17 protein-coding genes and 1 pseudogene are annotated in these 23,325 nt (G+C 67.0%); 13 read left to right on the top strand and 5 right to left on the bottom strand.

The features are described from left to right. Positions 1-1,048 precede the first annotated feature (1,048 nt). From J2S42_RS08820 to J2S42_RS08795, 6 genes are all read left to right on the top strand, one after another. Positions 1,049-2,728 carry a dynamin family protein gene (locus J2S42_RS08820; protein WP_307237330.1) on the top strand — a complete coding sequence of 560 codons (1,680 nt, stop codon included), beginning with the start codon at positions 1,049-1,051 and terminating at the stop codon, positions 2,726-2,728. Further along, complete coding sequence (locus J2S42_RS08815) at positions 2,721-4,703, top strand: dynamin family protein (protein ID WP_307237327.1); 1,983 nt, start codon at positions 2,721-2,723, stop codon at positions 4,701-4,703. Before J2S42_RS08820 ends, J2S42_RS08815 begins: the two co-directional genes overlap by 8 nt. A gap of 141 nt (positions 4,704-4,844) precedes the next feature. Further along, positions 4,845-5,147, top strand: coding sequence for a transposase (locus J2S42_RS08810; protein ID WP_370879152.1), 303 nt, complete (start codon positions 4,845-4,847; stop codon positions 5,145-5,147). Then, the gene (locus J2S42_RS08805; protein WP_307237304.1) at positions 5,144-6,043 is read left to right on the top strand and encodes an IS3 family transposase; all 900 of its coding nucleotides are present in this window, start codon (positions 5,144-5,146) and stop codon (positions 6,041-6,043) included. Before J2S42_RS08810 ends, J2S42_RS08805 begins: the two co-directional genes overlap by 4 nt. 114 nt (positions 6,044-6,157) lie before the next feature. Further along, positions 6,158-6,460, top strand: a complete 303-nt coding sequence (locus J2S42_RS08800; protein ID WP_307237324.1) for a transposase — start codon at positions 6,158-6,160, stop codon at positions 6,458-6,460. After that, positions 6,457-7,371 (top strand): IS3 family transposase, encoded by a 915-nt coding sequence (locus J2S42_RS08795; protein WP_307237321.1) that lies wholly within the window; start codon positions 6,457-6,459, stop codon positions 7,369-7,371. Before J2S42_RS08800 ends, J2S42_RS08795 begins: the two co-directional genes overlap by 4 nt. Positions 7,372-7,398: 27 nt before the next feature. Here the strand turns inward: J2S42_RS08795 and J2S42_RS08790 are convergent, their stop codons facing one another. Then, on the bottom strand, positions 7,399-8,355 hold the full coding sequence (locus J2S42_RS08790; RefSeq protein ID WP_307237318.1) for a hypothetical protein: 957 nt from the start codon (positions 8,353-8,355) through the stop codon (positions 7,399-7,401). A 490-nt stretch (positions 8,356-8,845) separates the two neighbouring features. Between J2S42_RS08790 and istA the strand changes: the two are divergent. The 7 genes and pseudogenes from istA to J2S42_RS08755 all read left to right on the top strand — a co-directional run. After that, positions 8,846-10,408 (top strand): annotated as a pseudogene (gene istA / locus J2S42_RS08785) (IS21 family transposase); the annotation flags it as partial. Between the two features lie 124 nt (positions 10,409-10,532). Further along, positions 10,533-11,300 carry an IS21-like element helper ATPase IstB gene (istB, locus tag J2S42_RS08780; RefSeq protein ID WP_307237311.1) on the top strand — a complete coding sequence of 256 codons (768 nt, stop codon included), beginning with the start codon at positions 10,533-10,535 and terminating at the stop codon, positions 11,298-11,300. Between the two features lie 43 nt (positions 11,301-11,343). Beyond that, positions 11,344-11,538 (top strand): hypothetical protein, encoded by a 195-nt coding sequence (locus J2S42_RS08775; protein WP_307237306.1) that lies wholly within the window; start codon positions 11,344-11,346, stop codon positions 11,536-11,538. 234 nt (positions 11,539-11,772) lie between these two features. Beyond that, the gene (locus J2S42_RS08770; protein ID WP_370879152.1) at positions 11,773-12,075 is read left to right on the top strand and encodes a transposase; all 303 of its coding nucleotides are present in this window, start codon (positions 11,773-11,775) and stop codon (positions 12,073-12,075) included. After that, entirely contained in the window at positions 12,072-12,971 is a 900-nt protein-coding gene (locus J2S42_RS08765; RefSeq protein WP_307237304.1) for an IS3 family transposase, read from the top strand. Before J2S42_RS08770 ends, J2S42_RS08765 begins: the two co-directional genes overlap by 4 nt. Before the next feature lie 620 nt (positions 12,972-13,591). Then, positions 13,592-15,268: a sensor histidine kinase gene (locus tag J2S42_RS08760; protein WP_307237301.1), complete on the top strand. Its 1,677-nt coding sequence runs from the start codon at positions 13,592-13,594 to the stop codon at positions 15,266-15,268. A 248-nt stretch (positions 15,269-15,516) separates the two neighbouring features. Next, positions 15,517-15,945: a hypothetical protein gene (locus J2S42_RS08755; RefSeq protein ID WP_307237298.1), complete on the top strand. Its 429-nt coding sequence runs from the start codon at positions 15,517-15,519 to the stop codon at positions 15,943-15,945. 433 nt (positions 15,946-16,378) lie between these two features. On the opposite strand, the gene J2S42_RS08750 is transcribed toward J2S42_RS08755, so the two are convergent. The 4 genes from J2S42_RS08750 to J2S42_RS08735 form a co-directional block, all read right to left on the bottom strand. After that, entirely contained in the window at positions 16,379-19,168 is a 2,790-nt protein-coding gene (locus tag J2S42_RS08750) for a response regulator (RefSeq protein WP_307237296.1), read from the bottom strand. Between the two features lie 390 nt (positions 19,169-19,558). Continuing rightward, positions 19,559-20,671 (bottom strand): sensor histidine kinase, encoded by a 1,113-nt coding sequence (locus J2S42_RS08745; protein WP_307237294.1) that lies wholly within the window; start codon positions 20,669-20,671, stop codon positions 19,559-19,561. 218 nt (positions 20,672-20,889) lie between these two features. Next, complete coding sequence (locus J2S42_RS08740; RefSeq protein ID WP_307237292.1) at positions 20,890-21,486, bottom strand: response regulator; 597 nt, start codon at positions 21,484-21,486, stop codon at positions 20,890-20,892. Between the two features lie 401 nt (positions 21,487-21,887). Continuing rightward, the gene (locus tag J2S42_RS08735) at positions 21,888-23,198 is read right to left on the bottom strand and encodes a PP2C family protein-serine/threonine phosphatase (protein ID WP_307237289.1); all 1,311 of its coding nucleotides are present in this window, start codon (positions 23,196-23,198) and stop codon (positions 21,888-21,890) included. Between the last annotated feature and the right edge of the window lie 127 nt (positions 23,199-23,325).

Genomic DNA, 23,325 nt, shown 5'->3' with positions numbered 1-23,325 from the left:
GGTCGAGACGCGGCCGTAGAAACCGAAGTTTATGCCTACCTCGCTACTTCTCGTGCCGATTGGCGGAGTCGGGTGGTGCGATTCCTTGCTTGCCGGCCGCGTTGAGCAGGACGCGTAGCAACGCGCGGGCTGCGCCTGGCGTGAGGTCGGGCGCTTCGGCCGGTGTAGTGACACGCAGGCTCCGGCTGGCGGGTGCATTGTCTTCCGCGTGGGCGGGTGCTTTAGGCTCGTGTCCTTCCGGACTGCCATTAATCCGTACCTCGTTGCGGATCGGCTGCGATTCCTCCTGCTGGCCGAGGCGAGAATCATATCGTGACGCGCCACTGTCCGGTGGCCCCGAAGGTGTAGACGCCGCTGACCCGGCGGCAGGCCTGGTGACTGAAGCGGCATGCGCAGGCGGGCCCGATCGGGCGGCATTCTCGGGGATCGGCTCGTCGTGTTCGCTCGCGCTGTGGCCATGCAGGTCATCCATGGCGTAGCCGAAGACGCGAGCGTTCGGATGGACAGGCCGTCGAGAGCCGCGTGCGCCGACACGATCGGCGCGTCGCCTCGACTGGATGCAGGGCAGGCGTAGACATGACCGCTCCCTCGCAGGATGTGAACCGGCGGGGACTCACAGACGACATCCTGTCGAATCCGCCTTGCGCTCAAGGCTGATGTCGCTGCGGTAGCGGCTGGGTTCCGGAACGTGCCTCCGGCGGGTCGGCGGTGGTGAGGCCGCCGGACAGGAGCCGCCGCTGTCGGCTGTCCAGGGCGAGCGAAGTGTTCAGAGGCCTCGTCGGCGTCTCCGGTCAGAACCGGCCGTCGAGCGGGACGTCTCGCCCCGATACGGGGAATACATCGATTGGGATGTTGTGTCAGTCGGCCCACTGCTCCGGGCTGAAGAGCCGGAACGGCCTCGTCCGATGTGCTGCGCTCCGCGCCGACTATGCCCACCTGGTGGACGGACAGGTCGACATTCCCGGCTCTCTTCCGGAGGCCATGCGGAGCGCCACGTCACTAGTATCGCGGAAGCCGACATTCACCACGACATAATTGCGGGGCAGCAGTGTCAGACTGGGCTGATGAGATCAGCGATCTCATCGAGATCGCTGAAAGATTCGGACTGAGCCATGTTTCAGAGGACCTCGCTTACCTGCGTGAGGAATTGTCCCGCAGCGCATATCGCGTGGCTTTCCTCGGCCACTCCTCGGCTGGGAAGTCAAGCCTGATCAACAGTCTGCTCGGCTTTCCGCTGCTTCGGGTTCGCGCGGTGCCCACAAACGAGCGGGTCACGCTGATCCGGTCGGGGCAGCGGGACTCGGCCGGCAGTGTCGTGCCGGACGACAGCGGTCACGTGCCGTCGGTGGTCGAGCGCGTGATTCCGGTCGAATCACCGTGGCTGCGCACCCGGGGGCTGGAACTCGTGGACACACCGGGTCTGGACAGCGACGAGGTCGGCGTTGACCGGCCGCACACGGCTGAGACCACCGCGGCCGCCAGCGACGTGGCGGTGTTGGTCGTCCGGGCGGTCGGTGGATTCGATTTGCGGGAACGGGCATTGCTGTCGACGCTCGCCGCGATGCGGAGGCCGGACCCACCGCTGATCGTGATCACCATGCTCGACGGGGTCAATGACGACCTCGTGCTGCGCCGCGCGCGCGGGATCGGTCGCGCGGCTGGCCCGGGCGTCGAGGTCTTCGAGGGTCCGGGCGTCGACCTGGCCGATAGCGGCTTCTCCTACCGGGTCGAGGCGCTGCGGTCCCGGCTGTCCGTGCTCGCGGGTCACCGGCGGCGCCAGGGCCGACCGGTCGGTGACGTGCTGTTGCAGACCTGCAGCGACCTGGACCAGGTCGCCGAGGAAGGACTGCGTGCCGCCACTCTGGAGACCCCGCAGCGAACAGTGATCCTGGAACGCATTCGGGCCCAGCGAGGTGCGAGCCGGGCCTTATGGGCAATGCTCAAGACGGAGCTTGAGCCGCGGGCCAGCCAGCTTGTCGACCGAATCACCGAGGACACGCATCGGCTCGGTGGGACACTTGCCGAAAAGTACGCCCAAGAGCTCGCTGGCAGCCCTTCCCCGGCCGCCAGATGGACCGAGATCTCCGCGCAGATCAACGAGCAGTTCGCGGCGCATGACACGGCGATGGGTCGGCTGCTGCACGAGGCATTCGCCGAGACCGCGCAATGGGTTGACAGACGGCTGGCCGGCCGCGCATTGAGCGACGACGACACGCTGGACGAGTTGGCCGAGACACCACTTTGCGACGGGCCGCTCGGCGAGGCGCCGGCACCGTCACGGCCGGGCGGTGCCTTGTCCGCCGCGACCATCGAGCTCATTGCGGAAGCGGTCGCGGAGTCCGTGCGGACCGTTGCATCGGCGGGGCTCGCGCTGGCCGCGCCGCCGGTGATCCCGGCGGCCAACGCTCTGGGCGGCCTGCTCAGCCGCGGTGCGACACAGTTCCTGCAAAAGCGTGTCCAGCAGTCCGAGTTGCGCGCCGCGGAGGGCGCGCTCAACCGGTTCGTGGACGACTGGACGACCGCGATCACCGGTGGCGCGGCCAGCCAGACCGCACAGCTGTTCACCCGCCTGGTCGAGGCTGGCGAGCAGCGGCATGACACCTGGTGGCGGACGCGCGAGCAGGCCTGGGACGACAGCGTGCCGATCGACCGATGGACCGCACTGCGCTCGGACGCCGCACGTGCGAAGCGTCAGATCACGGAGAGGCTACGAGAGATTGATGAATGATCGCAGAATCATTCCGGAGCGCTGGCAGACGTGGCGCAGTGAACTGCTTGAGATCTTCGAGCGGGTCAAGACCATCGCTGACGGCGTAGAACGCGGCATTGACCACGAGCACCTGCCGAGCACGCAGTCGCGGATACTCGAAGCGGCTCGCAATAGCATTCACCGCGAGGCGTTCCGGGTGATGGTCTTTGGCGACTTCAGCAGCGGCAAGAGCACGCTGATCAACGCGCTACTTGGCGAAGACATTCTTCCGCGCAGCGCAAACCCAACGACCGCGTTCACCACCGTGGTCTCCCGCGCGGATGAGCGCTCCGCGCGGCTCAGCCGGGACATCGAGAACAGCCCGGAGATGGTCGATGTCGTCTCCATTGAGGAGTTTCAGCGCCAGGTCGAGCTTCGCTTGGACGAAGAGGGTCAGACCATGCGGAGCCCATACGTGCACGGCGCGGTCTACGGCCCGTTCCCGATCCTGAGCGCGGGGGTGGAACTGATCGACAGCGCTGGTGTGAACGAGGACCCGGAACGCGAGCGGGTGACGATGAATTACCTGCCGCTGGTCGATGCGGTCATCTACGTGACCCTGGCGAAGGCTGCGTTCAAGCAGCAGGACCAGAACTACTATCTCGACCTGTTGCGCAAGCATGGGCACGACGACATCTTTTTCGTGGTCAACCAGGTCGACGAGATCGAAGACCGGGATCGCGCGGACGTAGAGAGCCGGTGCCGCGCCATCGCGCGGAAGATGAATCGCCGGTCCGACCCCAGGATCTACTTCACCAGTGCGAAACAGGCGCTGTTAGCCCGGACCGACCCCGCGAAGGCGGATCTGGAAGCGGGCTCCAACGTACCGGCGCTGGAGGATGCTCTGCGGGCGTTCTTCCGCGAAGGCCGCGATCGGCTGAAGCTACAAAGGCCAGCCGAGGTTGTCCGCCAAGAGATCTTCAGGCTGAGAGAGAAGGTCCGCAGGCAGCGAGAGGTGCTGGATCGCAACGCGAAGGACCTGCGCACTATCCTCGACAGCAAGGGCGAGGTACGGCACAACATTGAGCACACACTCCGGCTGATAGAACTCACCCTGAAAAACTGGACCGATCAGTCGACCGCCCTGCTTCGTCAGCAGACCGAGACCTTCCTTCGCAAAAAGTCAGAGGAGGTCGACGCGTGGGCCGCCCGTGGTCGGACCGACGTGCACATCAGCCGGATCCTTCCCGCTGGCCGGCGGACGGCCGCGGTCAAGCTCAATGAGCGTCTGGCCACCGAACTGGATCGGCAGATGCGTGCCTTCACCCTGGACCAGCTGAACGCGTTCATCGCCGAGCGCCAGGACCATTTGCAGGGTGAGTTGCTGCCGGTGCTGCGCGACTACGCGATCCAGATGGAGCAACTGGAAGAAGGGCTCTTCAGCACACCGCGCACCATCGACGATGCCACGCTGCGCCGGTGGCTGACGAACATGACCACATCCGCGGTGACGAGGGTCGAGGCGAGCCCGAAGACCGCGCAGAACGCCGGCCTCGGAATCCTGGTCGGCGGCACCGGCGCAGGAGCCGCACTGGGAGTGTTCGCTGCGGTTGGGGTGGCCAGCACCACGGCGGTGGCGGCCGTCGCCGCCCCCCTGGTGCTGTCCGTGGTCGCGATTCCGGTGGTAATCCGTCACTTCACGAACCGGCGCGTCCAGCAGGACGCGGTCCGGGAGTTCCGGCAGGAGCTGACCAACAATGCCGGCCTGATAGCCGAGGAGTATGCCGGCAAGCTCCACAGCGAGCTGAGGCGCTCCACCGACTCGCTCTATCGCGAACTGGAGGCTCGTTTTCGGGAGCCGATCACCGCAGTGGAAAACGCCATTGCGGCCGCAAAGCAGGATGCCACGAAGGTCGAGGATATGCGGTCTCAGCTGCACAGGTGGGAGGCCTCGCTCGCCGCGATCGAGGAGACGGCCGGCAAGCTGGCCGCCCGCATGCTGGCCAACGCCTAGTACCAACACCGTTCAGTCAGCGGGGCCGGGCCGAGTCGTTGCCAGGCTTGACGCAACGCGCTTGGGCCTGCCCCGTTTTGACGGACATCCAAGATCAGGGGACCTGGGGTCTCCGGGAGGATGTCCAGCATCATGGAGAGCGTGGGGAAGAAGCGATCGAGGCCGCGGCGGGCGTTCACGCCGGAGTTCAAGGCTGAGATCGTGGAGTTGTGTCAGCGTGGTGACCGCACGGTCGGGCAGGTTGCGAGGGATTTCGACCTGACCGAGACGGCGGTGCGGGCGTGGGTCAAACAGGCCGAGCTCGACGCCGGCGCCCGCGCGGACGGGCTGACCAGTGATGAGCGGTCCGAGCTGGCCCGGCTGCGGGCGGAGAACCGCCGGTTGCAGCAGGACGTCGACATTCTTAAGCGGGCCACGGCTTTCTTCGCGAGGGAGACCCGGTGAACGTGTATCCGTTCATCGCGGCGGAGCAGGCCGGTAAGCACAACGTCAAGCGTGCGTGCGAGCTGTTGAAGGTCTCCCGGTCCGCCTACTACCAGCACGCCCGCGGCGAGCAGTCCACCCGGGACCGGGTCGACGAACGGTTGACCGCGCAGATCCGCGTCGTGCACGCCGCATCGAATGGCACCTACGGGGCGCCGCGTATCCACGCTGAACTGGCCGCGGCCGGGCTGCGGCACGGCCGTAAACGCATCGCCCGGCGGATGCGCGCCGCCGGTGTGCGCGGCAAGAGTCCACGCCGCTGGAAGACCACCACCGTCCCGGACCCGCACGCCGGCGACCGGCCGGACCTGGTCGACCGCGACTTCACCGTCAACGCCGGCGCGGTCGATACCCGCTGGTGCGGCGACATCACCTACATCAACACCTGGGAAGGCTGGCTCTACCTGGCCACCGTCATCGACCTGGCCTCACGTCGCGTCGTCGGCTGGGCGGTCGCCGACCATCTCAGAACCGACCTCGTCAACGCCGCCCTATCCGACGCCCTTGCCCGGCGCCGGCCCGCCGACGGTCTCGTCTTCCATTCCGATCGCGGTTGTCAATACACCAGCGCCCAGCACGCCCGCCTCGCGAAGCGGCACGGCGTGCGGCTGAGCGTGGGCCGGCGCGGGCAGTGCTGGGACAACGCGGTCGCCGAATCGTTCTTCTCCACGATCAAGACCGAACTCATCCACCGCCAGGCATGGCCCACCCGCAAAGCCGCTCAACAGGCCATATTCGAGTACATCGAGGGCTGGTACAACACCCGGCGCCGGCACTCCAGCCTCGGCTACCTGAGCCCGGCCACCTACGAGGGCGGCACCGTCATCAGCCTGCTGCCAGCCCTCAAGGTAGCTTGAAGATCAACTCATCAACCCTGTCCGTCAAAACGGGTCAAGCCCAGCTGCAGTGAGTTCCCCCCGGTTTGGCGGAGCTTCTCAAGCATGATCGACTGATCATGGGGAGGAAGTTCTGTGGCCGCACCGAAGAAGTACCCCGATGAGCTGAGGGCGCGTGCTGTGCGTTTGTATCGCGAGTCGGAGCCGAAGCCGACGATCCGGCGGCTGGCCGAGCAACTGAACGTGCATCACGAGGCTTTGCGGAACTGGATCCGGCAGGCCGCGGGCGAACGTCATGACCGGCCGACCACGGAGATGGCGGAGGAGAGCCGCCGGCTGCGGGAAGAGGTCGCTGAGCTGCGCCGGGTGAATGAGATCCTGCGTGCCGCGTCCAGTTATTTCGCATCGGAGCTCGGCCCGGCCCGGCGACGGTCATGAGGTTCATCGACGAACACCGTGACTGCTTCGCGGTCGCGCTCCTGCTACGGGTTCTCAACATCGCCGAGTCGACCTACTACCAGTGGGTCAGGCAGGCCAAACAGCCCTGTGACCGGGACCTGGTCGACCTCGGGCTGCTCTCCAACATCTATGAGATCTGGGAAGCGTCCGGCTTCACCTACGGCGCCGACCGCATTCATCGGCAGCTGCGTCGTGACGGCATCCGGGTCGGCCGCAAGCGTGTCGAGCGACTGATGGCCGGCCAGGGCTGGCACGGGGCGTTCCTGCGCCGCGGCTGGCGCGGCGGCTCAACGAAGCAGAATCCCGCGCACACGCCGGCGCCGGATCTGGTCAACCGCCAGTTCACCGCGACCGGCCCGAACCGTCTGTGGGTCGCTGATGCCACCCGGATCCCGTGCGGCGAGGGCGTGTTCTGGCTGGCCGCCGTCCGCGACGTGTTCTCCCGCCGCATCGTCGGGTGGAAGACCTCCGACCGGTGCGATACCGATCTGATCCTGGCCGCCCTCGAGTACGGCATCTGGTCGCGTGACGTCCGCGACGGCCAGCTCATACATCACAGCGACAGAGGATCGAACTACACGAGTTTCCGCTTCTCACAGCGCTTGCAGGACAACGGAATCCGGCCGTCGATGGGGTCGGTCGGTGACTCGTTCGACAACGCGCTGATGGAGAACTTCTGGTCGACGCTGAAGATCGAACTGGTCTACCGAACGTCGTGGCGGACCCGCGATGAGGCCGAGAACGCGATCTTCGAGTATATCGACACCTGGTACAACACCCGCCGCATCCAGAAGGAACTCGGCTACCTCAGCCCGGACGAATACGAGTCCGCCTGGCACGCCCACACCGAGCCAGATAACCTCACCCCTGCCCCGACCGGAAGCAGGTAACCACCGCTCCGTCGAAACGGGGGGAACTCACATGTTCCGGAACCGTTCCACGGGAAGCAGGTCCGCGCGGTGTCTCGCTGCTGCGGAGATCGTCCAGGTGTCCTCGTCCCACGGCTGGGCCTGTATCACCAAACCCCGCCCCACATATGTCTCGGCATTGTCGTCGTGGATCTCCCGGCCGGCCAGTGGCACCCGTTTCAGACCAGCGACCGCCCGCTCTTTGTCCTCACGCCAGACCCGGCCGTGCATCCGGTATTCACTGGTCAGCAGCGCCTCGAACAGCAGCGTGGCAAGCAGGAAACAGCTCAGTGGCAAAGCGCTGAGCAAGGGCTCCTCGTCGTCCCAGTGGATCCAGACCGGCGGGTCGTCGCCTTCAGGCAGGGTCAGCAGCCGGAAGCAGCCCTGATTCTCATAACCGAAAACCAGCCGTCCGGCGTGATCCTGCTTGAGTTCATGTGGCGGGAACAGGCCATCCTGTCGGAAGACGTCGCGCCCTGCGATCACCTCATACGCGACGGCCAGCGGAGTCGGCATCACAGCGCTGGACAGCGGGCCGAGTGGCGGGGCGAGGTCTGCATACCATTCCGTCACGAAGCCGCGCAGCGCGCTGACCGGGTCATGCGGCAGGTGCCGCAGCCATTCTGCACCCGGACACGGCTGATCGACCGGAGCAGCACGCACCCGGTCCAGCACGCGAAACGAGATCGGCGTCTCCAGCTGATACGTCATGCGATACAGCGTCGTGCCCAGGTAGGCGGCGCCACGTTGAACGAGTCGGCCGAGTGGCAGGTAACCACCGGCGACGCGGACGTACCCGGCCACGGGTCGACTAAGTCGGCGGGAAGAACACTGTGGCCAGAGAACAGCATGGATCTCGGGTGGAAACGGGGCGTACACCTCGACCTCGGTAGCGTCGCGGATGCCGGTGCGGCCGGGGCGGTCGCCCGGCTCGAAGAGGATGTGCAGTGCGTCTTCCTCCAGCACGTAAGTGACATGGGGAGTCCTGAAGACACGACCACCAGGGCCGAGCGGCAGCGCGTGGACCACGGCTACCCACGAAGGTAAGGACGGGGCGGGTACGGGCGTCAACTGACCTCCACACGTTCTCCGGGATGCACGGATGTTCGCATGGGGGTACGACAAAGACCCACCGCAACGTACTCATCTGCCGCAGACAAGGTATGCGCTGCCTCAGGCAGCCGTCACCCTACGTGCACGGTTATGCCCAGCCGACGACACGTGAGCAAGTCTCGCTGGGGGTGTGTCAGCGCTCACGTAATTCCCCCAAGGGCCCGTGATCCGCTCACGTAATTCCCCTGGTGCGCGCTCGTCATGGACTACCGGGCCGCTCGTGATGTTCGTGAAGGGGACGGCGAGCGTTCCGCCGTAGTTGCCAAGATCATCGCTCTGTCGCGTAGATCATCTTCACGTCGGCATGCCCTTTGGGGAGCGGATGGCGAGGAGGACGTTCCACGTGATCGATATAACCGAGATCCTGGCGCACTGGTACGCGGGCCGGTCTCAGTACGACGTCGCGGGCTCGTTGGGGGTGGACCGCAAGACGATCCGGCGGTATGTCGAGGCGGCGGTCGCGGCGGGGTTCGTGCCGGGTGGGACGCCGCCGATGAGTCAGGAGGACTGGGCGCCGCTGGTCAGGCAGTGGTTTCCGCATCTGACCGATACCCGGCTTCGGCAGGTGACCTGGCCGGAGTTCGCGAAGCATCACGACTACATCGTCGAGATGCTGCGGGCCGGGGTGACCAAGGCGACGATCCATCAGCGGTTGCGTGACGAGCACGGGGTTGCCGGGTCGCTGGCCTCGTTCAAGCGGTATGTCACGGCGAACCTGGCTGAGGACGCGGCGCGGGACAAGGTGACGGTGCTGCGTGCCGACCCGGAGCCGGGGCTGGAAGGGCAGATCGACTACGGCCTGCTGGGCTCGTGGATGGATCCGCGGACCGGCCGTTCGCAGCGGGTCTGGGCGTTCGTGATGGTGTTGTCGCACTCGCGGCACATGTTCGTGCGGCCGGTGATCAGTATGGATCAGGCGTCGTGGACGGCCAGTCATGTCGAGGCGTTCGCGTTCTTCGGCGGTAGTCCGGCTCGGCTGATCCCGGACAACCTGAAGACCGGGGTGGACAAGCCCGACCTCTACGACCCGAAACTCAACCGGGCCTATGCCGAGCTCGCCGCGCACTACGGCGTGCTGGTCGACCCGGCGCGGGCCCGAAAGCCCAAGGACAAGCCGCGCGTCGAGCGGCAGATGCCTTATATCCGGGACTCGTGGTGGAAGGGCCGGGAGTTCACCTCGCTGGTCGAGATGCAGGCTTCCGCGTTGCACTGGTGCCGGGAGGTCGCCGGGCAACGCAAGCACCGCGGCCTGGACGGACGCACCCCGATCCAGGTGTTCGACCAGGCCGAGGCGGGCACGCTGACCCCGCTGCCGGTCGCGGCGTTCACCTTGGCGGAGTGGTCGCGGGCCAAGGTCGGCTCGGACGTTCACGTCAAGTGCGGCAAGGCGCTCTACTCGGTGCCCTGGCGGTTGATCGGGCAGCTGGTCGACATCCGCGCCACCGCGACAATGGTGCAGGTCTTCCACCACGGTGAGCTGGTCAAGACGCACGTCCGCACGGACAGGGGCCGGGCCACGGACGTCGCGGACTATCCGCCGGAGAAGATCGCGTTCCACACGCGCACGCCGCAGTGGTGCCGGGACCGGGCCGAGCAGACCGGGCCCGCGACCGCCGCCGTTGTCGCCGAGCTGCTGGACGGGCCGGCGCTGCATCGGCTGCGCTCGGCGCAGGCGATCCTCAACCTGGCCGGCAAGTACTCCGACGACCGCCTGGAAGCAGCCTGCCGCAAGGCCGCCACGGCCGACGATCCGTCCTACCGCACCATCCGCAACATCCTGGCTGCCGGGCTCGAGGACATCGAAGCCGACCGCCCCACCGGCGACGGCGGCGCGCCCGCGTTCCTGCACGGCCCCGCCGGCCTGTTCGCCGACATCATCCCGTTCCCCGTCCCGACCCCGGCCGCCGCGACGAGCGCGGACACGACGAGCGGGCCGAAGCCCGCTCGTCAGGCCGACGCGCCACACGACGCCGCGTCATGACCCCCACCCTGCTCACCCCAGCCGAAGCGACGAAGGCCGAGACGACACGATGACGATCCTGCGCCCCGCCCTGGCCGACAGCCTCCGGGCCCTGAAACTGTCCGGGATGCTCGAGACCCTCGACGCCCGCCTCGCCCAAGCCCAAGGCGGCGACCTCGGCTATCTGGAGTTCTTGCAGATCCTCTGCGACGACGAGATCACCCGCCGCGAACAAGTCGCCATGAGCCGCCGGCTGCGCCGCGCCCGCTTCGACACCGAAACCACCCTCGAAGGCTTCGATTTCTCCGCGAACTCGAAACTGCCCGCCGCGCAGATCCGTGACCTCGCTGCGCTGCGCTGGCTGCAAGCGGGAGAATCGATCATCCTCTACGGCGCCGTCGGCGTCGGGAAAACTCACGTCGCGCAGGCCATGGGACACCTGGCCATCCGCGCCGGCGCCGAGGTTCGTTTCCACAAGACCAGCCGCATCCTGGCCGATCTGGCCGGCGGCCACGCCGACCGCACCTTCGACAAACGCCTGGCCGCCCACGTCAAAGCCGACCTGCTCATCCTCGACGACTTCGCGATGCGCGAGTTCACCCCCGGCCAAGCCGACGACCTCTACGAACTGATCTCCCAGCGCATCGCCGAAGGCCGCTCCAACGCGATCACCGCGAACCGGGCGCCCCAGGACTGGTATCCGCTGTTCCCGAACCCCGTCGTCGCCGAGTCACTGCTGGACCGGTTGATCAACAACAGCCACCAGGTCTTCATGAACGGCCCGTCCTACCGGCCGAACAAACGACCTAATGCCCCAGCCCCAGCCCCAGGCAAATGATCCCCCACGGCCTTGTTGCCGCGCCGAGCGCCCTGCCCGCACCATGACCGGTCCGGCACCACGAAACCTCCCGTCCTGGCCCGAACGCGAGGCACTCAACGCCGGGTTGTTCGCCGACAACACCGAGACCGGCTTCTTCGACGACCTCGGCCGCCCCGTGCCCTGGCCGGACGACATCGAGAACTGGACGCTCGACGCCTGCCAGCACGACCACGACTCCGCTCAGCCGCCCTTCTAACGCAGGGCTCAGACCGGACGACGAGACGCGGAACCCTGACTCAAGGACCGTCGCATGGACGCAGCCCGCGCTCTCTCGCACATCTGCCGAGCTTCCGCCACCGCCCGGGCCGCACGCTCACACAGATATCGGCTGTTCGCGGCAACCTCCGCCAGTGGGCCTGCCCCGTTTTGACGGACATCCAAGATCAGGGGACCTGGGGTCTCCGGGAGGATGTCCAGCATCATGGAGAGCGTGGGGAAGAAGCGATCGAGGCCGCGGCGGGCGTTCACGCCGGAGTTCAAGGCTGAGATCGTGGAGTTGTGTCAGCGTGGTGACCGCACGGTCGGGCAGGTTGCGAGGGATTTCGACCTGACCGAGACGGCGGTGCGGGCGTGGGTCAAACAGGCCGAGCTCGACGCCGGCGCCCGCGCGGACGGGCTGACCAGTGATGAGCGGTCCGAGCTGGCCCGGCTGCGGGCGGAGAACCGCCGGTTGCAGCAGGACGTCGACATTCTTAAGCGGGCCACGGCTTTCTTCGCGAGGGAGACCCGGTGAACGTGTATCCGTTCATCGCGGCGGAGCAGGCCGGTAAGCACAACGTCAAGCGTGCGTGCGAGCTGTTGAAGGTCTCCCGGTCCGCCTACTACCAGCACGCCCGCGGCGAGCAGTCCACCCGGGACCGGGTCGACGAACGGTTGACCGCGCAGATCCGCGTCGTGCACGCCGCATCGAATGGCACCTACGGGGCGCCGCGTATCCACGCTGAACTGGCCGCGGCCGGGCTGCGGCACGGCCGTAAACGCATCGCCCGGCGGATGCGCGCCGCCGGTGTGCGCGGCAAGAGTCCACGCCGCTGGAAGACCACCACCGTCCCGGACCCGCACGCCGGCGACCGGCCGGACCTGGTCGACCGCGACTTCACCGTCAACGCCGGCGCGGTCGATACCCGCTGGTGCGGCGACATCACCTACATCAACACCTGGGAAGGCTGGCTCTACCTGGCCACCGTCATCGACCTGGCCTCACGTCGCGTCGTCGGCTGGGCGGTCGCCGACCATCTCAGAACCGACCTCGTCAACGCCGCCCTATCCGACGCCCTTGCCCGGCGCCGGCCCGCCGACGGTCTCGTCTTCCATTCCGATCGCGGTTGTCAATACACCAGCGCCCAGCACGCCCGCCTCGCGAAGCGGCACGGCGTGCGGCTGAGCGTGGGCCGGCGCGGGCAGTGCTGGGACAACGCGGTCGCCGAATCGTTCTTCTCCACGATCAAGACCGAACTCATCCACCGCCAGGCATGGCCCACCCGCAAAGCCGCTCAACAGGCCATATTCGAGTACATCGAGGGCTGGTACAACACCCGGCGCCGGCACTCCAGCCTCGGCTACCTGAGCCCGGCCACCTACGAGGGCGGCACCGTCATCAGCCTGCTGCCAGCCCTCAAGGTAGCTTGAAGATCAACTCATCAACCCTGTCCGTCAAAACGGGTCAAGCCCACAGCGTCTCTGCGCTCAACCAACTCGACCGCGACTGATCCTCATCCACCCCGTCCGCTTACCCCGAAAATGGCCCGGCAAACCGCGACCGACCGGCGCCTCCACCGGTCCCATTACTTGAGCCGGAATGGAGCCTCCCGTGCCCAGCGGCCTCGGGAGATCTCACCGCGGCGCTCAGTCCTGGCTCGAGGTTTCCGAGTTTCAGGCGATTGGCTACGACGGTGCGAGATACAACCGTCGTAGCCAGGCGATCACAGCGCCGGTTGGCGCCCAACGCCTGCCCGGGGCCAGAACCCAGCTGACATCGTCGCAATCACCGCGCGGAGCTGTGCCCGTTCGCGTTACGGACCCACACACCCCGGCGCGCTTCCGACACAGCAACAGTTCGGGCCCCCGGCCGTGGGTAGATGTTCAGATGTTTGGCGTAGGGGTCAGCACATCGGTGATTGCCGGGTCGGTGCAACCGGCAGGGTATAGCGTCCACAACGCCGCGGTGATCCTCTGCCGTTCGCCGTTTGCCGGCCGGGGACTGATCGCGTTCACCCGGAGTGCCAGAGTTAACACGAAGGTAGGCTGCCATGCCCTCCGACCTGCATTCCGACGCTTTGGAGCCACCCGCGACGCACCGGTCGGCGCCGACGGCAGTGTTCTGCGACCGGGCGAAAGTGGGTGACCCGCAACACCTGCTGGCCGCCGCGGTCGAGGCCTATGTGGCGATCGATGCGGCAGGTCGGGTGGTCGGCTGGAACCCGGCGGCCGAGTCGACCTTCGGTTACTCGCGGGCCCAGGCGTGCGGGCGCACGCTGGACGAGCTGATCGTGTCGCAGCGGTACGCGACGGCCTTCCAGCAGACCCTGGCCAGGTTGGCCGCCGGCGGCCAACCTGTTGCCGGACGCCGGCTGCAACGAGTGGTCCGGCATGCCGACGGTCACGAGTTCCCCATCGAGGTGAGCCTGGCCGTCACCACCGGGCCCGCAGGGCCAATTCTTCACATCTTCGCCCGGGACATAACGATCGTTCAGCGAGCAGCCCGGTTCGGTGCGGTTGAGCAGGCAGTGGCCCGTGGTCTCGCCGAGGCCGGCTCCTCGAAAGCCGCCGCCGCCCGGGTCGTCGAAGCGCTCGGAGTGACGATGGGATGGCCGGTCGCGGAGCTGTGGCTCGCCGACGAGGCCCGACAGTTGCTGTACTGCGCGGCCCGGCACAGCGGCCCGAGACAAGTGCTCGGCCGTTTCGCCCTTGATGAGTTGGAACTCGGTGTCGCACTCCCCGGCCGCGTGCATCAGACCAACCGGCCATGGTGGATCCCCGACTTGGCCGCCGACACAGTCTCCCCACGGTCACGAGCTGCGGCACAGGCCGGCCTGCACGTAGCTGTCGGCGTGCCGATCGCCAGTGGGAGCCATCGGCTGGGCGCGTTGTGCGTCTACGGAGACCGGGCCGAAGACCCCGAGGACACACTGGTCAGCCTCCTCACCGGCCTGGCCGCGCAAATCGGCCAGTACTGGGAACGGCGCCGCGCCGAGGAACTCACCGTCGAACTCGCCCGCACTAAGGACGAATTCATCGCACTGGTAACGCATGAACTACGCAACCCGCTGTCGGTCATCACCGCTGCTCTGGGCGAGTTCGATGACCTGGACACCCTCAGCCCCGACGAACTCAAGACGACCCTCAACGTCATCGCCCGCAGCGCCGGACGACTCACCGTCATGTCGCAGGACCTACTCGACCTGGCCCGCCTCGAAGCAGGCCACATCAGCATCACCCCCACCGCCACCGACCTTCGCGAGGTCATCACCGCCTGCCACGAGGCCCTCGCCCGGCAAGCCGAACACAAAGGCCTCGCTATCACCGTCGATGTCCCTACCGCGCTGCCAATGCACGCCGACGCCGACCGGCTCCGACAAGTCGCCGATAACCTGCTCACCAACGCCATCAAGTACACCCCAAACGGCGGCACCATCACCATCACCGCCACCGCCGACGCGGTCCCCGACGCGAGCGGTCAGCAATGGATCACCTGGTCAGTAGCCGACACCGGCATCGGGATCCCACCCGACGAACGCCCCCGGCTGTTCCGCCGCTTCTACCGCGCATCCACCGCCCTCGAGCGGCGAATACCCGGCACCGGCCTCGGACTGATCATCACCCGCACCATCATCGACCGCCACCACGGCACCATCACCCTAGGCGAACACACAGGCCCGGGCACCACCTTCACCATTCACCTACCCACCAAATCACCAACCGAATGAGGCTGAACGACGCGCCCAAAGCCAGTCTGCCGAACGACGCACGGAGACGGGCTTCTTCAACGGCCTTGGCCGCCCTCACCCTGGCCGCCGCATCCTGGGTGGGCCGAAACCGAGACTCCCCTGACCACGCGCACGCCCCCAGCATGCTGCCACCGACAAGTGACATGACCAGTCCCATTAGGTGAGCGCAAGCCAGAGGAATTAGCTGAGCGTCAACAGAGGCGGGCGAGGACGGGCTGCGCGACGGCGTGCAGATCATCCAGGAGCAGTGCCAGGAGTGGCCGTACCGAGTGCCGGAACAACAGGTGATCGCTTCACCCGGATCTGAGCGCGCGACGTATCGGCTGCAGTTCGCCTTCAGCGGCCGATGCCTCGGCATAGCCGGCGAACGCGCTGTGCAGACCGCCTGCGATGACGCGCCTGATTGGATGCTGCGCACGGCGGGCGCGGCCGCCGCTGCGCTGCCGCTGCCCTCCGATCCAGATGATCAGCAGTGGCGGACCTTCCGGATCGAGACCACCGACGAGCCCGCGCGGTGCGTCATCGCCGCGGACCACAACCGCAAAGATCTGGTGGACGTCGTCCCGTGCGCCCCGGACGAGCACGACAGCAGATGGCCGGCCCAGGTATGGTGCATCCCCGACAACGCTCGCCTGCCGGCCGCCCTCGGCGCATGAGCACGCACCCGGCGCCTACGACGCCGCTGATCTGTGATGCGCCGCTATCCGCAGTCGGGACCGTCCACCCGATCGAGGGTCCGGTCTCGCACCCAAGGAGCACTTCCTATGTGCATGAGCATCGGCCCCAGTCTGCGTCACCTGGCCGGTACCGTCCAATTCCTCACCAGCCATGAGAGCGGATGGTTCGTGGACCGGATTCCTCACTTGGCAGACCGCCGAGGTCGATCTGGGCCATGAACCGGTCGTAGCCGCCGAGCAGTTCTCGCTGACGTATGAGCTTGTCAATGATCTCCTGTGGGCTGCCTCTGGCAAAAGAAATGATGGCAGCAGGGTTCACCGTGGTTAATCGCATGAGGCATGCTGACCACGCTTACTGTTGGCTGGCGCTTGCTCCGGTGGCCGGGATGGGTGCCGCCGATGGCACGTAGCGCTACGGCAAGTAGTCGCCGGCGATTTGCTCCAGGACCGGAACCGCGTCGGCCAGCGTCTCCTGGCATGCGTCGAGGAGCTCGTGTACCTCGGACTCGCTACTGTCGTTCCTATGGTCCTCGATCGCGGCGAACAGCTTCGCGAGGTCCCTCAGCCCTACATTGAGCGCCGAGCCCTTGAGGCCGTGGGCGACGTCGCGTACCGCGGCGGTATCACCGCTGGCCAGTGCCGCTTCCACCTTGTCCATTCCCGCACGTGTCTTGGCGGGGAACGTTGTCAGGAGGCGAGCCATCAGTGCGCGTTCTTCGGCCGGTGGGTTGGGTCCGGTGATGTCGCGGAGGCGTTCGCGAATGCCGGCGTCCGTACTGGTATGAGCGTGCTGTGGGTCGTCGGCGCTGTTGCGCACGTCCGTGTCCGGTGGCGGGGGCGCATCCCGGAGCAGGGGAGCGAGCGCGGCGCTGAGTTCCGCCGCGCGGACGGGTTTGGCGAGATAGCCGTCCATGCCGGCGGCAAGGCATTGGGCGCGGTCTTCGGCGAGCGCGTTGGCGGTCATGGCGATGATGTGCGGTTGCCGGTCGGCGGGTAGTTCGGCCCGGATGATGCGGGTGGCGGCGAGGCCGTCGAGGACGGGCATGCGCATGTCCATGAGGACGACGTCGTAGGGGGCCCGGTGTACGGCGTGCACCGCTTCGGCGCCGTCGGCGACGGTGTCCACGCGGTGCCCGAGTTTGGCGAGCATGAGCTTGGCGACTCGTTGGTTGACCTGGTTGTCCTCGGCCAAGAGGATTCTCAGCGGCGATCGGGGGTTCGTGCTCGGCTCGTCGGTGGTGTCGGCCGGTACGTCCGTGGCCGGGCTGAGGAGGCGCATCAGCGTGGTGTGCAGCGTCGAGGAACGAGTGGGTTTCGTCAGGACGGCGTTGAAGCGTTGGCGTTCGTCCGAGCTGGGCTGGATGTTGACGCTGGTGAGCAGCACGAGCGGCAGGTCCTCCGCCGGATGACGTTCACGGAGGATCGCGGCCAGGTCCACGCCGTTGATGCCGGGAAGGGTGTGATCGATGAGCACGACGCGCAGGTCGTCTCTGCTGTCGATTGCGTCGAACGCGGCAGACGGGGTCGCGACAGCTGTGCATCGGAGTCCCCACGCAGTCAGCTGGGCGTCCAGTGCCTCGCGTGCGCTGGCGTTGTCCTCGACGATGAGCACCTCCTGCCCGTACAACGGACCGTTGGTTTGCGCGGTGTCAGTTGTTTCCGGGTGGGGGCGCACCAGGACGGTGAGGGAGAAGGTCGAGCCGGCGGCTTCGGTGCTGGTGACCGTGAGCGTGCCGCCCATCGCGTGGGCGAGGCGGCGGCTGATGGCCAGGCCGAGACCGGTGCCGCCATATTCCCTGGTGGTCGAGGTGTCGGCCTGGGTGAAAGGCCGGAACAGCCGTTCCAGGCGGTCCGCGGGGATACCGATGCCGGTGTCGCGGACGTCGACGCGCAGATGGATCGCTTCGCCGGTGCCGGCGGGTTCGGCGGTGACCGATACGACGATCTCTCCGTCGCTGGTGAATTTCACCGCGTTGGAGAGCAGGTTAGCGACGATCTGACGCAGCCGGGTCACGTCGCCGCAGACGACGGTGGGACATGATCGGTCGATGTGGCTGACGAGTTCGAGACCCTTGGCGGCTGCCGGTACCGCGACGAGTGCGAGCGCGCCGTCGATGCAGTCAGGCAGGGAGAAGGCGGCGTCCTCCAGCTCGAGCTGACCGGCCTCGATCTTGGAGAAGTCCAGGATGTCGTTGATGATGACCAGCAGAGCCTCGCCGCTGTCGCGGACGGTGTCGACGAAGTCGCGTTGCTGGCGGGTCAGCTCGGTGTCCAGCAGCAGCCCGGTCATGCCGATCACGGCGTTCATGGGTGTGCGGATCTCATGGCTCATGGTGGCGAGGAAGGCCGCTGTGGCCGCCTCGGCGGCGACGGCGTCGTCGCGCGCTCTGACGACCGCTGCGGTCGAGGCGTTCACCGCGGCGGCCATCTCGGCGACCTCAGCCGGCCCACGGACCGGTGCCCGGCGGCTCAGGTCGCCCGCGGTGATCTGACGTGCCACGACGGTGACCTCCCGGATCGGCCGGGTGATCTTGCGGCTTGCCCACACCGCGCCGACGGCGGCGACCAGGGCGGCGACGGCCGTGCCGTAGCTGATGAAAAGTGTCGTCTGCCGGGCCTGCCGTCGGGTGGCGCTCTCGCCCGCGGTCAGCAGACGCTGCTCCTGCTGGCTCATTGCCGTCAACCGCGCCTCGATGCGTTCCATGACCTTCGCGCCTTGACCGGTGGCCACGATGCTCTGTGCTGCGGCGAAGCCCGACTCCTGCCGCAGGGCAATGGTACGGGCCAGTTCCACCCGCTTGTCGTCGATGGACTGACGTAGGGATCGCAGGGTATCCGCCTGCTGGGTACTGGTGGCATACAGTGACTGCAGGTCGCTCAAAGTGGCGTCGATCTTACCGATCGCCTCCTGATAAGGCCGCAGATAGTCGGGTTCGCCGGTGATGATGTATCCGCGTTGCCCGCGCTCGGCGTCCTGCAGCTCGTGCCGTAACTCGCTGAGCGTCGCGAGGATGTGATAGCTGTGGTCCATGCGCTCACGATCTGCGAGCAGGGTGGTGATGCGCGCGTAGGAGACGGTGGTGACCAGCAGCAGCGGCCCGATGGTCAGCAGACACCCGACGGTCAGCAGGCGACCTAACGTCCACCTCCAGGTCTCCGAGGTCGGCACGCCGCCTGCTGCAGTCAGGTTCTTCGATCCCACGCCAGGCACCTCGTCGCCTCTGTCACTGCCGTGCTCCTATCGGCGTTTCCGCGTCGCTGCTGAGGAGTTCTGCTCGTGATGTGATGCGGCTCAGCCGATCAGGTACACAACAGGCGGGATCACGGCCGGCGGACGCTCACGCCGGCACCGTCTCGCTGACGCCCTGGTGCGGTGACGCGTCGGCCGATGTCCGCCCGGCTGCCGAGTATGTCGGCATGCCAAGGACTAAATCGCGCAGCACCGCGCGTCTTCCTGTAGGCGCAAGCGCTCGAGCCGTCCGGCCACGGCGGCATCCACGCCCCGGCAGCTTCTGCGCTGGTCGAGTTGGCTGCATCCGCCGTGCGGCGCATTGGCCACGTCGTCCGCGAGCGGTGTTCGGTGTCCGGCTGGTCAGCGGGGAAGTCCTGGCAGGTGAACGATGTAGCACCCACCGGCGGTGCCGAGTTCATATCGCAGATCCCCTCCGTGAGCCTGTGCGAGCTGCCGGGCGATCGACATGCTCGGCCGGCGCGCTTCGGGCGCGACCGGCGGGCGTTTCTCCGGGCGGATCGCCTCGGCAGGCCGTTCATCCGCGGTTGTGGTGCCCTGGTGACACACCCGAATGTGGGTCTTGGCAGCGTCGCCGTACGCCGAGACCGTCACGGGCCCGCGTCCCTGACGCAGCGCATTGATCAACAGACTGACCAGCATCTGCTGGAGTCGTTGTGGATCGGCGAAGACGGTGAGGTCCTCCCCGACGACGAGAGAGATCTGGGCACTATCGACGAATTCCATCGCGGCCAGACACGCTGGGCGCAGCGGCATCGGCTGACGCGCGAGCCGCATCTGCCCGCTCTGGTCCAGCATGTCCACGTCCAGCAGATATTCGGACAGAGCTACCACCCGTTCCACCTGGCGGGAGGCGGCATCCAGAAAGCGTGTCCGCTCATCGCTCGCCAGCTGTTCGTCCCGGACGGTCTCCAGCACCAGCTGGATGCTGTTGAGCGGCGACCGCACGTCGTGCGCCAGCGCGGCGGCCACGTCCGCGCGCCGCCGCTCCAGCTGCTCCAGGCGTTGGTACGCCACCCGCTGCGCCCGTTGCTGCTCGGCGATCAGAACGGCGATCCCCCACCCCACCGGGATCAGCAGCACGACGCTGCTGATCACCTGGGCGGGCTGACCCGCTGCGACGAGCGGAACGACATAGGCGACCGCGGCGGGCACCACCAGCAGGCCTGCCGTCCAGCGGGGAAAACGCAGCCCTACCCAGCCGAAGAGCACCACGAAGAACGGCCCGGTCCCTGCCGCGATACCGCCGAAGGCCCATGTCGACAGCGCCAGGATCGCAAGTGCCGGCAGGCTCAGCAGCGCCGGAGCCAGCGAGTGCCAGCGCTGCCAGGGCAGTATCAGGGCGGCTGCCGCTACGACGACATCGGCGACGATGACGACCCACAGCATCGCCGCGTCGCCCGAGCCGGATGCGAGGCCGACGAAACCTAGCAGACCGGAGAACGCGAACAGCATGGCGGCCTGCCGGGCAGACGCACGGGGCCCGTCGGCTAGCACAGCTCGGCGCCACCGGCCCAAGAACTCCGGCACAGAGGTCACACTATGACAGATATGTGCGCCAAGTACGGTATGCGGGAAATGAGGCAAACGTGCGCGTGTATGGGATGAGGGACCCGGCTCCGGGACCGGCGCCTCTGACCACGCGTGCCCGCCGGACCCAACCGATACAGCTATTACCAGGCGAGGTTTCGCTCTCTCCGGCCGCCTGAGCGGCGCCGGCCTTCGGCCATCCAATCGATCGCGGAGTTACCCAGGTGAGCAAAGACGGCGGCCGGATCGACGCTCCCTCGGAGCTGCGAGGGCATCACCATCGATGATGGCATCGAGGGCAGGGTGCCTTCGTCACCCGTTCCGAGGCCGCCACCGGCCTCGTGACGGTCCTCGATCAGATCGCGCAGGGTGCCCTGCAACTCGTGGACGCTGACCGGCTTCACCAGGTAACCGTCGGCGCCGGCCCGGTAGCCGGCCTCGATGTCGTCCGGGCTCGAGTGCACCGAGATGATGAGGGCCGGAACGGTCCGCAGCCGGTGTTCAGCGCGGATCAGGCGGCACAGTTCTAACCCGTTGACGCCGCGAACCGCGAGTTCGGTGATGAGGAGGTCCGGACGCGTGCGGTCGAGTACGGCCGCCGCTTCGCGGCCGTCGGCAACGGCGACGGCCCGAAATTCCCACGAGTGCACCAGAAGGGCCAATAGCTCTCGGAAGTCGTCGTCACCTTCGGCGATCAGAATCAATGGACGATGGTCATCAAGCGTGGGGCTTTGCAGCATAGGTTCTCCTGGCTGCGCGTTGCGGATGGCTCGCTTCTGCGACTATCGATACGCCACGGTGCAGACCTGAAGCATCGTGGTAGCCATTCGGTTGTGAGCGACGGCCAAGGCAGGTGGCTCGTCCGCCGATCGGACCGCGACCTGCGGGCGTCACCGGGGGTTCACGAGGAGTCAAGTCCGGTATTTTGGCGATGCGGGATCTCCGCGAAACAGTGGGACGTGACCTATGGGCACGTATCGTGAGGGCGTGGACAGGTCAGCCTGGCCGCCGGGCAGCGTCATGCCCGGCGAAATGGAGTATGCGCAAATCGCAATCTATTTAAAACAATGCCTTGAGGCGCAGCTCACGATCATCGACCAGTTGCGGCGCGTGGGCTTGTCTGCGGCTTCTGCCGCCACCCTCATGGCCGGATGGGATCAGGCACACGCTGCCGTGCAGGAACTGGCCGGATATCGTGGCCGGGCTTCATTGCGAGCGGTTCGTCGGGACTGCTGATGGCGTCGTTCGCCGTTCTGCGCATCGTCAGCAGCGCGATGTCGTCACGTGGTTGTTCCATCCCCACAGCCGCCATCACCTTCCGGCAGACTTCTTCGGCATCGTCCGCCTCGATTGCCGCGGCGAGCCGGGCGAGGCCGGTGTCGATGATCTCATCCCGGCGCTCCACGAGGCCGTCCGTGTACGCCGCGAACACCGCGGCATCGGGGAACGGCACGGTGATCGTGCGGCGCTCAACGTCGGAGTCATTGAAGCCGAGCGGCGGATCGACGAGCACCGGCACGATTGCGGCGGGCTCGCCGGGTGCGGCCATGACCGGCGGCAGGTGACCGGCGGCCGACAGGGTGATGCTGCCGCGATCGGGGGGCAGCATCGCGTACAGCGCAGTGGCGAGACTGCCAGGCTCGAAATGTTGCATCTTCTGGTTGAGCAGTGCCAGGGCCTGCGCGGGGTCGTCGCAGACGAGGGCATAAGCGCGGAGGGCGCTGCGTAGGCGGCCCATGATCACTGCGGCGGTGAGCCCGTGACCGGACACGTCGCCGATGACCACACCGAGCCACCCGGACGGCAACACGAACACGTCGTACCAGTCGCCGCCGAGCCCGGCGTGATGACCGGGAACATACCGGGCGGCAAGCTGCACACCGGGTAGCTCCGGCATCCGGCTCGGCATCAGCCCGCGCTGCAATGCCAGCGCGGCAGTCTCGTCGATGCCGCGCGCCCGCGCTTTGATGATCTCACTAGCTCGTTCGGCGAGTAGCTGCAGCAGGTCGACGTCCGGCTCGGTGAATTCGCGTGATGTCAGCGTGCCGACGTGCAGCACGCCGAGGACTTCCTCGGCGGCGAAGATCGGGACGCCGAGCAGCGACCGCACCCCCTTCTTCAGCAGCAGGGGGTGGAGCACGTTGTCCGCGTTCACGCTCTCCAGGGCTACCGGCTGGCGTTCGCCGGCGACCCGGCCGGCGAAGCCGCGTCCGACCGAGATCCGGAAACCGTCGTCGACCTCCTCCTCGAGGCCTTTGGCGGCGATGGAGACCAGTTGACGTGCATGCGGGTCGACCAGCAGCAGCGCCGAGGTGTCCGCACGCAGTAGCTTCCGAGCTCGCTCCAGCAGCTGATCCAAGCGGGCGTCGGCGCCGAGGCGCGACAGCGAGACCTCCGGCGTCGGCTGAAGAGCCGAGCGGCCGTCGATGTTTGCTGTCTCGCGGGCAGTCACCTCCGTAGTTTAGTTGACTAACAGCACATGTCCCATCTGCGTCTGTCTCCCTGCCCGGAGGTCCATGACGGAGGTCCGGCTCCGGAGGAGGGGGTGTGACCAGTCCGTCCATTCGCCCGCCTTCTGC

Source organism: Catenuloplanes indicus, from assembly GCF_030813715.1.
GTDB lineage: Bacteria > Actinomycetota > Actinomycetes > Mycobacteriales > Micromonosporaceae > Catenuloplanes > Catenuloplanes indicus.
This window is presented reverse-complemented; position numbering and strand designations above follow the sequence as displayed.